Consider the following 8,891-nt stretch of genomic DNA (forward strand, 5'->3'; position numbering starts at 1 on the left):
GCCCGTAGCCGAGCGTGCGAGCGGGCGGCGGCAGCCGGCCGCGTGGCCGCGGATTCGCGAAGCGAAGACGCAAGCCAGAACGACACATCATTGCTTGCTAAACGCGCTGCACGGACTCCTAAAAGAGCTGGAAGGCAGAGTCGACAAGCTCGTTAAAGCTCTGTTCTTTAAGGCTGAATGTATTCGAAGCGCCGTCGTAGCTAAATTCGAGCGATCCGTAAGAGGATTCGGTATCGTCATTTTCGATTTCGTTTAGCGCGTCGTTGTATATTTCGCGCACGCGCTCTTTTTGGGCATCAGTCAGCTGGCTGTGAGCGCTGCTCAGTCCCTCGTCATAGAGATACTCGCTAAGCTCTTCGTGGAAGGTCTCGTCAAAATCATAGGCGCTTGGAACAAAGTAATCGAAAAAGGCGGTACCACGGTTGTCGGCGGGATCTTCGTTGTTGGTAAACGCATAGACGCTTTCAATTTGATACGTAAAGTTGCCTAGCAGCTTATTGGCGTAAATCGTCGGATCGATGCCGAGGTCCTCGACATCGTATCCATAGGAGTTTTTAAGCTCCTGCGAGAGATTGTTGCAGATGCGCTCGCGTACATCTTCGTTGTCTTGTAAGGCGGAGAGAGTTTGGCAGGTAACATCGTAAACGGTGCTTTCTTCCTCATCCAGTTCCGATGGATCCAGCTGCCTCGCTCGGGGATGATCAAACGTATCGTCGTCATGCGTGGAGAAGGTTTCCTCAAATGACGCGAATGGGCTTTCGTCGAAGAGGGTGCTGTCGAGAAGGTTTCCGGCAACTACGAGGATGAAGACGATGAGGATAAAGATAGCGAGCTTACTGCGGCGACCGATTGTCTTAGGGGAGCTGCTCTTGGTGTGGTTGGACGCCCGAGGCTTTTGATTCGTCTTGCCGTCGCGAGTCTTGAAAGCTGCTTTCCATGCACGATGGGCTCTTTTGTCGGCGACGCTGGCGGGGGAGTTGTCGGTGGGCGCGCGGTAGGCATCGGGGCGCTTTCGCGGCGCGGAGTAGTCTTTATCGGCAAAGGAACATGCGTCACCCAAGAAATCACTTGGCTGCGTGTCTTCCGGCATTATAGGCTCGCCGGCGTTAAACGGGTCGATATTAGAGTCGTGGTGTCTGCTCATGGCGTACTCCAAGGTCGAATGGCCTTAGGGTTTAGTATACCGTGGGCGGCACAAGGCAATGGGCTGTGATTGCTAGCAAAAAGGCCTGATGCCAGGGGCGTCAGACCTTAATAATGGAGTGCTGGTTGTTGCGGGCTGTGTTTAGAGATCCCAGTCGTCATCATCGCTGGGCCCGCGGTCTACATACATCTTGCTCGTGCGTTTCTCGAGAATAAAAGCAACCAGTCCGATGACGAGGATGCCGACAACAAAGAGAATGCCCACGCCTTCACGCGTGCCAAACAAAAAGGAAAAAAACGTGTCCATCCAGCCATCTCACCTTCTGGGGGTCAAGTCAAACTGTCCATAAGTATATACTTGCGAGAGCAATGGTATATTGCCAACCTGAATACACATCGCGGTGCCGGCACGGCGCCGGCGCGGTACAACGGAGGAAGCATGCTCGATATCAAATTCGTTCGAGAGAATCCCGACGCTATCGACGAGGCCATGGCCAATCGCCAGACTTCGTGGGACCGTCAGAAGTTCTTTGAGATGGATGATGAGCGTCGTCAGGTCATCGTCGAGGTCGAGGAGCTCCAGGCTACGCGCAACGCCGAGTCCAAGAAGATCGGCGCCCTGATGAAGGAGGGCAAGAAGGACGAGGCCGAGGCCGCCAAGGAGGCCGTGCGCGAGGTCAACGAGAAGATCGACGGTCTTGCCGAGCGTCGTACTCAGATTGAGGCCGATCTGACCGATTTCATGGCCCATCTGCCCAACGTCCCGTGTGAGGCCACCCCGTACGGCAAGGATGAGGACGAGAACATCGAGCGCCGCCGCTGGGGCACCCCGCGTGAGTTCGATTTCGAGTTCAAGGCTCACTGGGACTTGGGTACCGACCTCAACATCCTTGATTTCGATCGCGGCAATAAGCTCTCTGGTAGCCGTTTTACCGTTCTTGGTGGCGCTGGCGCCCGTCTTGAACGCGCGCTTATCAACTTCTTTGTGGACACGCACACGAGCCGTGGCTTCAAAGAGTGGTGGCCGCCCATCGTCGTTAAGCGCCAGACCATGTTCGGCACGGGTCAGCTGCCCAAGTTCGAGGATGACGCCTATCATGTGTCGGGCGACAACTTCTTGATTCCCACCGCCGAGGTTGTGCTTACCAACCTGCACGCCGGCGAGGTGCTCGACGCCGACACGCTGCCGCGCCGCTATACCGCCTTTACTCCGTGCTTCCGCGAGGAGGCTGGCTCTGCTGGTCGCGATACCCGCGGCATCATTCGCCAGCACGAGTTTGACAAGGTCGAGATGGTTAAGTTCGCCAAGCCTGAAGAGTCCGACGAGGAGCTTGAGAGCATGACCGCCGAGGCCGAGTATCTGCTGCAGCAGCTGGGCCTTCCGTATCGCGTGATCAGCCTGTGCACGGGCGACCTGGGCTTTTCGGCTCGTCAGACCTATGACATCGAGGTTTGGCTGCCCAGCTACAACGCGTACAAGGAGATTTCGTCCTGCTCCAACTGCGGTGACTTCCAGGCACGTCGCGCCAACATCAAGTATCGCGATCCTGCCAACTTCAAGGGTTCGCGCTACTTGCATACGCTGAACGGCTCTGGCCTGCCGGCCGGCCGTACCATGGCGGCCATTCTGGAGAACTACCAGAACGAGGACGGCACGGTTACCATTCCCGAGGTGCTGCGTCCCTACATGGGCGGCATGGAGAAGATCGTGCCTGAGGCATAAGGCTTCTTGCAAATATATCGCCTGATGAGCGGCGGAGTCCCATGGGGCTTCGCCGCTTTTATCTGCCGCGCGCTCCGGCGGCGCTCCGACGGAAGTTTTAGCAGCGAGAAAGGCTGCCCATCCGTGCGGGAGGCCCTGAATCGGACGCATTTTCTGTCCAATAAGACGGGAAGTGCGGGACATAAGCAAAAAAGAAGCCCGATTCCCGGGGGAGGCGGGAATCGGGCCCTGCTCGCGCGCTCAGGTTGCCCTGCGGGCTACTCTGCGTGCGGTGTCATGTTGGATGTGACGCTACTTTCTCGTTCCGGAGATAACAAGTCCATTCTCCTCGCAGAGGTCCTTGATGCTAATGTCCTTGGCCTCAAGCTTCTTTTCTTCGAGATCTTCTTCGCAGAACTCAATGGACTCAAGGAATGCCTTGACGGCGGGATCGTCGGGGGTCGCCATGAAGAGGGTGATCTCGACGCTTCTTCCGGAGTTGGGAATATCGGTCGCGAGGTGCATACTCGGCGTCTTGTGCCACGTGAAGTTGACGGTCTTCCAGGTATACCGGCCGATGGTTACGTCTTCTCCGCGCTCGTAGCCATCGCGGGCCGAGTCGTTGGTGACAACCGTCTCGGCGTCCTTCGTGGAGCTTACGCCAAAGGAGATGACTTTGTTGCTATCCTCGATGCCGTTGAAGAGGATTTCGGACACGTTGCCATCGCTTCCGCTGCGCGCCCATACGTCGTAGCCCTCGGGCGCGTAGGCCTTGAACCACGTAAAGTCGATGCGGTCATCGGCAGGCTTTTTGGGCTCTTTCTTTTCGGTCGTCTGTTTGGAGGCGCTGCCAGCGGCGCTGCCGGCGGGCTTGGGAGTGTTGCCGCCGTTGCAGCCCATGAGGGCTATGCTCAGGGCAAGAGCCGCAACGCACGCCGCCAATAGCTTCTTGGTGATCTTCATAGGTTCTCGTCCTTTCTTGCTCGTCCCTCTCCGCTTATCCTGCAGATCGTTGTGTGGAGCAACGCCTGCCTTACTCACATGAACTACGGGCTACTTTCCCGGCTTGTACTCAGTGAGACCGTTTTCCTTGCACAGGTCTGCAATGCTGATGTTCTTGGCTTCGTTATGTGCCTCTTCGAGGTTCTCAGGGAACTCGAGGGACTCGAGGAATGCCTTGACGGCAGGGTCGTCGGGAGTCGTCATGAACAGGTAGATGACAACGCTTTGGCCGGTGTCGGGGATCTCGGCGATCAGCTCGACGCTCGGGGTATCGTTCCAGGTGAAGTTGACAGTTTTCCAGGTGTACTTGCCAATAGTGATGTCTTCGCCGGCGGTATAGCCGTCGCTGTCGATTTCATCGGCAACGAGTGTCTCAGCGTCGTCGGATTCGACGTCAAAGGAGATGGACTTGTCGCTCTCTTCAACATTCTTGAAGCAGATGCTGCCAACAAAGCCGCCGTCACCGGTATCGGACCAGATGTCATAGCCCTCGGGCACAGAGGCCTTGAACCACGTAAAGTCGACACGGTCATCGGCAGGCTTGTTGGATTCCTTTTGTTCGGCGGCTCCTGTGGGGGCGCTTCCGCCGCCGGAAGAGCTCGTGCCGCTGTTGCAGCCCATCAAGGCCATACTTAGGGTGAGAGCTGCGACACACACCGCCAGTAGCTTCTTGGAGATCTTCATAGGTTCTCGTCCTTCCATGTGCATTTCATTTCGACCCATGGGTCGTTGAGTGGATCAACGGGTGCCGCGACGGGTCCTTCTCACTTATGAGGCTATCGGCTGGAGGTTATTTTGGAAGCGCCTTGGGTCCCGAATGCATCGCGCAAAGCGTCACAAACGTCCCATTTGTGAAAATGAGGGTGCGATGCGAAATCAATCGAGGAGCGCATTTTGATCAGATGCCTTATTTACCTGCGCTTTAGATGTTTTGCATGCGTGAAGCAAAAAATTTTTTGACTTTTAGAAAAGTTTTTCTTGACGCGACCTAGGGGCGATGGCATTATAAATAGCGCGCTGCGGCATTAGCTCAGCTGGATAGAGCGTTTGACTACGAATCAAAAGGTCATAGGTTCGAATCCTATATGCCGCACCAACCGAATGTTAAGCCCCCAGCAATGGGGGCTTTTCTTTTATCGCGGTGTTTCGCCCCGCCTGCGAGGCGCTTGGTGGCAACGCTTTTGTCCTTGTGCTCGCAGCCTTATGAGGAGCGCCTCGATCACGATGCGCCCGTAAGCGCTTGTGTGCATGCGAAAGTTCCTGCTTTGGCAAAAAAGTTAATATTTGCGCGATTCGGTTATCGCGTTTGCGGGTGTATAACTGCCCGAATGGCCTTTGAAGGCTCGATGACGACTATGAACGTCGTTCATGGTCGCCATCGGCAGTTTCAGCGCCTAAACGTTGATGGAAAGGGTCGTCATATCGCGCAATTATTGACTTTTTTGCCAGAACGCACAGGTCGGTCTGCGGAAAATGCCAAAGTAACTTGATTGGCCTGTTTTTTATTCAAATCGACTACCGTTTTATGCATTTATGTTGCCCATGAGCTGGCCAGCTCCGTCCCCCGTGCCCAAAGACACCGACTGCCGGACGTCCTGGGTCCGAGGCTTAGCATCGAACGTATGATGGATGCGGAACATCTCGCTGCCAGCACGTTACCGGTGGCTTAAACAAGAAGGACGAGGCAATGCAGGCAGCTCGTTATAAACTGGGCCTACTGGCGGGCAAAAAACGCTTCACGCACATGCCCGAGCAGCTCGACGACGAAACGTACGGCACAATTTCCGGCGCGTTTGGCAAGGATGCTCAGGAGGCCTGCTACGTTGTGCGGTTTGTCGGACGATCACAGGTCGAGATTTTGGGCTATGTCAACATGTCCGGCGAAGTGTACCGTACGTGTGCCCCGGTGAAGGACGCGGCGCTTCCGGATGTTCCCGATCTGGTGATTCGCAAAAGCCCCGATGCGGAGTCGGGATCGATTAGCGTACTTGATGAACATGGGCGCTTGCGTCGCATTTCGCACTTCAAGGGTGCTGTGGAGGGCACGATGCGCGAGAACGCCGACGAGCCCACCTGGAATTCGAAACGCAGCCTTCGCTACGGTGACTTCCTGGCGTCGCTTTATCTGCGCTACTGCGTCTTTGGCGCGCCGAGTTCCGGTGCCATTTCCTCTGGAAGCCCGAATGCCGAACATGAACGTTTTGATATCGAGATGCATGCGCTTGATGAGCCTGTCGAGCTGTTTTGCGGCTTTGCGTCTGCCTCGCTTCCGGACGCCATCGACGCACTGCTGTATCGCATCGAGAGCAATCAAAATCCCTGCGGTCTGGAGCTGTATGCAAAGCGCTTGATGAGCGAGGTGGATCTTCCCTGCTTGCGCACTTGCTCGGTTAAAACGACGCTTACGCTCGCGCGCATTGAGCGCACACGCAGCTTCTTTGTCAACTTCGATCGTTCGGGGTTGTCGCATCATGAAGTGGAGACAGTGCTTTCTGTTGAGACGGTTCTGAATCGCCTCTCTCGCATGCTTGATCGCATGGGGGCGGGCATGGCGCCCACCTCCATGTCTCCAAGTGAAGAAGACTGCTCGAGGATCGACCGTCGCATCTTCGACGAGACGACGGGACAGGTCGTGCAGCTGTTGGAGCAGCTTTCGGAGCCAAATCCATGGGCGATGCCGGGAACGATTCAATGCGTACCCGGGGGCGAATGGGATGTTCGCACGCGATTTGCGCGTCTTGCGGAGGGGATTAACGTCATCACGCGTCTCGACTATCGATTCGATGTCGATGTGTCTCGCGGCGCCATGCGCGTGCAGTTCATGCAGCCGCCCTGCGCCGCCATGCCCCGCTCGTTCTATGATGAGCTCGCGGGCGGGTGGGCCAAATACGATGAAGGTGAAATTCGAGCGCTGCGCGCAGAACTTCTATCGCGCGTGGTCCTTACGTTGGCGGCGGCCTGTTTTGCGGCAGGGCTCAATATCGAGCGCTGCCTTGTGCAGGTCGATCCATTGTTTGACGACGAACGGCCCGAGGAGAGGCTTCCGATATGCATCTACGAGTTCACGCGCTCGGCATATATGGCCAAGTGGCGTGAAGTCGCCAAGCGGCTCGATGCCGGGTCGTTTGAGGGCGCTCCATGTCTCAAGGCGCTGGAAGACTCGATATATGCTGGTGAGGAGGCTTGGCCCGCGGTTGACCGGCGTAAGGTGGCGCCGGCAAACGATATGCGCGTGCTGCCAGAATCGTTGCGGTCGCTGCTTTTGGCAGATACCGCTGCGGAGCTTGAGGTGATGGAGGACTCCGAAGACCCTCACGTCAAGCGGGTGGTGGAGCTTCGGGAGCTTGTGCATACCGATCCCGCTGCGGCGGCAAAGGGTTTTGCCAAGCTCGTCGATGGACTCGAGGCAACATGTGCGCTGGAAGAGCTTGCGGCAACGGGTCCGATTGAATCTCAATTCTGTGAGAATTACCTTGCGCGTTTGCTGCTTCCCCTCACGGAGGACGACGGCGACATCCGTGTTTTGCGCGTGCCGGATGCCCTTTACTTTGCCCAGTATGAGCTGTGCAATCTCTATACGCAGGCAGGCGATTTAGAAGCTTTGCTGCCGCAGGCGCGCAAACTTTACGATATGGCGAAGTCCTCCATGCAAGCGCATTTTTCGCTCATCAACGTTCTTGCCCAGCTAGAGCGTTTTGATGAGGTTGTCGAGGTGGGCAAGCATGCGGCGCGCCTTGCGCATGATCGCGCCTCCATCGGCTACCTGTTCTATCGTATAGCGTTTGCCTATTGGAACTTGGGCGATAGACAGATGGCGCTTGCATGTTATCGGCTGATTCCGCGCGGCGAGGAGATTGAACCTGCGGCGCAGGAGGAAATGCGAGCGCTTATGGCCGAGATGGAAGTCTCGGAGCCGCCTTCGTTTGAAGATGCGGTTGCTACCGTCGAACGGGCGGGAATTGCCTTGCCGCCCACAGAGGAAGTTTCGAATTTCATTGCCGATTTGGCAGTTCTGCTGGTCGATAATGGCTTTTTCTTCTTGGGAACGCGCTGCGTCTATCAGATGTGGCATGCACGCGGCAGCGATGATTTAAGCGTGCTGAGCAGGTCTTTGCAGTAGATTGAGCATGGCGTCGCTGTGTAACTGCAGGGGAATTCTGAAGACTTGCATTTCTTTTCTTGTACTGTTGGGGTCGAGTAGGGTATGATATTACGGCTGTTACGGAGAGCTGACCGAGAGGCCGAAGGTGCTCGCCTGCTAAGCGAGTATGCCCCAAAAGGGCATCTGGGGTTCGAATCCCCAGCTCTCCGCCAGTCGAAATGATACGTCCCATGAGTTATCGCAGCTCAGGGGACGTTTTCTTTTTACTGTATCTTCCTGCCGCGCCCTGTAAAAATGGCAATTTTTGGCAAGAATGGCAAGAATTTGGCAATCGGTCCGGGCTGTCCGGGCGCATGGAAAGCGCCCCTCCTGGACGAGGCCGGGAGGGGCGAAAGGAGGAGGCGATTGTGCTGCGCGATTAGACCGTGTGGTTGCTCGCGAGGTGCAGGGCGTGGATATGGCCGTCGGTATCCATCCCGAGGATGCCGTCCTGCTTGATGCCGAAGCCCTCCTGGATGCGCTTGACGATAGCGTCGTGCGCGGCCTTGGACCTGACTCCCCAGATGCCGTCCGGCGTGGTGCCGACGACCCTCTGCGTGAACTCAACGCCGTAAGGGAAATGCACGCCATGGTACATACTGGCCATCTGCACCGCGCCCACGCGCGCGCCGGTATCTGGTCCCCAGATGTTGTCCGCCGTCGCGCCGACGATTCGCTGGAGCCATCGGCAGTCGGCGTACTTGGAGGCCGTGCCGGACGGTGCGCTCGGCTTGGCCGCCGGGGCGCTGCCGCCCTTGGCCATGGCGTCGTACCACTCCTGGGCGCGCTTCATGTACGCGTCCTTCTGGGAGGACTGCAGCGAGGCCGGGCAGGCGGGCGAGCTTAAATGGCTTTGGGGGTCGACGGTCTTGCCCCATGCCGGGCGGCCGAGGCCGTAGTCGG

General features: G+C 56.9%; 6 protein-coding genes, 2 tRNA genes and 1 pseudogene. 4 read left to right on the top strand and 5 right to left on the bottom strand.

What is annotated here, in order from left to right:
* Window positions 1-118: 118 nt before the first annotated feature.
* Complete coding sequence (locus BQ9843_RS06185) at window positions 119-1,144, bottom strand: hypothetical protein (protein WP_075844317.1); 1,026 nt, start codon at window positions 1,142-1,144, stop codon at window positions 119-121.
* Between the two features lie 141 nt (window positions 1,145-1,285).
* The gene (locus tag BQ9843_RS08780; protein WP_022386780.1) at window positions 1,286-1,450 is read right to left on the bottom strand and encodes a DUF6724 family protein; all 165 of its coding nucleotides are present in this window, start codon (window positions 1,448-1,450) and stop codon (window positions 1,286-1,288) included.
* 132 nt (window positions 1,451-1,582) lie between these two features.
* Between BQ9843_RS08780 and serS the strand changes: the two genes are divergently transcribed.
* The gene (gene serS, locus BQ9843_RS06190; RefSeq protein WP_022386781.1) at window positions 1,583-2,866 is read left to right on the top strand and encodes a serine--tRNA ligase; all 1,284 of its coding nucleotides are present in this window, start codon (window positions 1,583-1,585) and stop codon (window positions 2,864-2,866) included.
* Window positions 2,867-3,157: 291 nt separating this feature from the next.
* Here serS and BQ9843_RS06195 read toward each other — a convergent pair whose 3' ends face one another.
* Together BQ9843_RS06195 and BQ9843_RS08785 are read right to left on the bottom strand one after the other, a co-directional pair.
* Complete coding sequence (locus BQ9843_RS06195) at window positions 3,158-3,808, bottom strand: hypothetical protein (RefSeq protein ID WP_075844318.1); 651 nt, start codon at window positions 3,806-3,808, stop codon at window positions 3,158-3,160.
* A 90-nt stretch (window positions 3,809-3,898) separates the two neighbouring features.
* Window positions 3,899-4,531 carry a hypothetical protein gene (locus BQ9843_RS08785; RefSeq protein ID WP_075844319.1) on the bottom strand — a complete coding sequence of 211 codons (633 nt, stop codon included), beginning with the start codon at window positions 4,529-4,531 and terminating at the stop codon, window positions 3,899-3,901.
* Window positions 4,532-4,866: 335 nt separating this feature from the next.
* On the opposite strand from BQ9843_RS08785, the gene BQ9843_RS06205 reads away from it, so the two are divergent.
* From BQ9843_RS06205 to BQ9843_RS06215, 3 genes are all read left to right on the top strand, one after another.
* Window positions 4,867-4,943 (top strand) — tRNA-Arg (locus BQ9843_RS06205).
* A gap of 591 nt (window positions 4,944-5,534) precedes the next feature.
* Complete coding sequence (locus BQ9843_RS06210; RefSeq protein ID WP_075844320.1) at window positions 5,535-7,967, top strand: tetratricopeptide repeat protein; 2,433 nt, start codon at window positions 5,535-5,537, stop codon at window positions 7,965-7,967.
* 103 nt (window positions 7,968-8,070) lie between these two features.
* A tRNA-Ser gene (locus BQ9843_RS06215) sits at window positions 8,071-8,161 on the top strand.
* Between the two features lie 206 nt (window positions 8,162-8,367).
* On the opposite strand, the pseudogene BQ9843_RS08790 reads toward BQ9843_RS06215, so the two are convergent.
* Window positions 8,368-8,891 (bottom strand): annotated as a pseudogene (locus tag BQ9843_RS08790) (peptidoglycan-binding protein); the annotation flags it as partial.

The organism is Collinsella bouchesdurhonensis, from assembly GCF_900155365.1.
GTDB classification, from domain to species: Bacteria; Actinomycetota; Coriobacteriia; order Coriobacteriales; family Coriobacteriaceae; genus Collinsella; species Collinsella bouchesdurhonensis.

Coding starts and splice junctions, on each gene's coding strand:
- BQ9843_RS08785 (WP_075844319.1), bottom strand. CDS start 4,531: ATGAAGATCTCCAAGAAGCTACTGGCGGTGTGTGTCGCAGCTCTCACC.
- BQ9843_RS06185 (WP_075844317.1), bottom strand. CDS start 1,144: ATGAGCAGACACCACGACTCTAATATCGACCCGTTTAACGCCGGCGAG.
- BQ9843_RS06195 (WP_075844318.1), bottom strand. CDS start 3,808: ATGAAGATCACCAAGAAGCTATTGGCGGCGTGCGTTGCGGCTCTTGCC.
- serS (WP_022386781.1), top strand. CDS start 1,583: ATGCTCGATATCAAATTCGTTCGAGAGAATCCCGACGCTATCGACGAG.
- BQ9843_RS06210 (WP_075844320.1), top strand. CDS start 5,535: ATGCAGGCAGCTCGTTATAAACTGGGCCTACTGGCGGGCAAAAAACGC.
- BQ9843_RS08780 (WP_022386780.1), bottom strand. CDS start 1,450: ATGGACACGTTTTTTTCCTTTTTGTTTGGCACGCGTGAAGGCGTGGGC.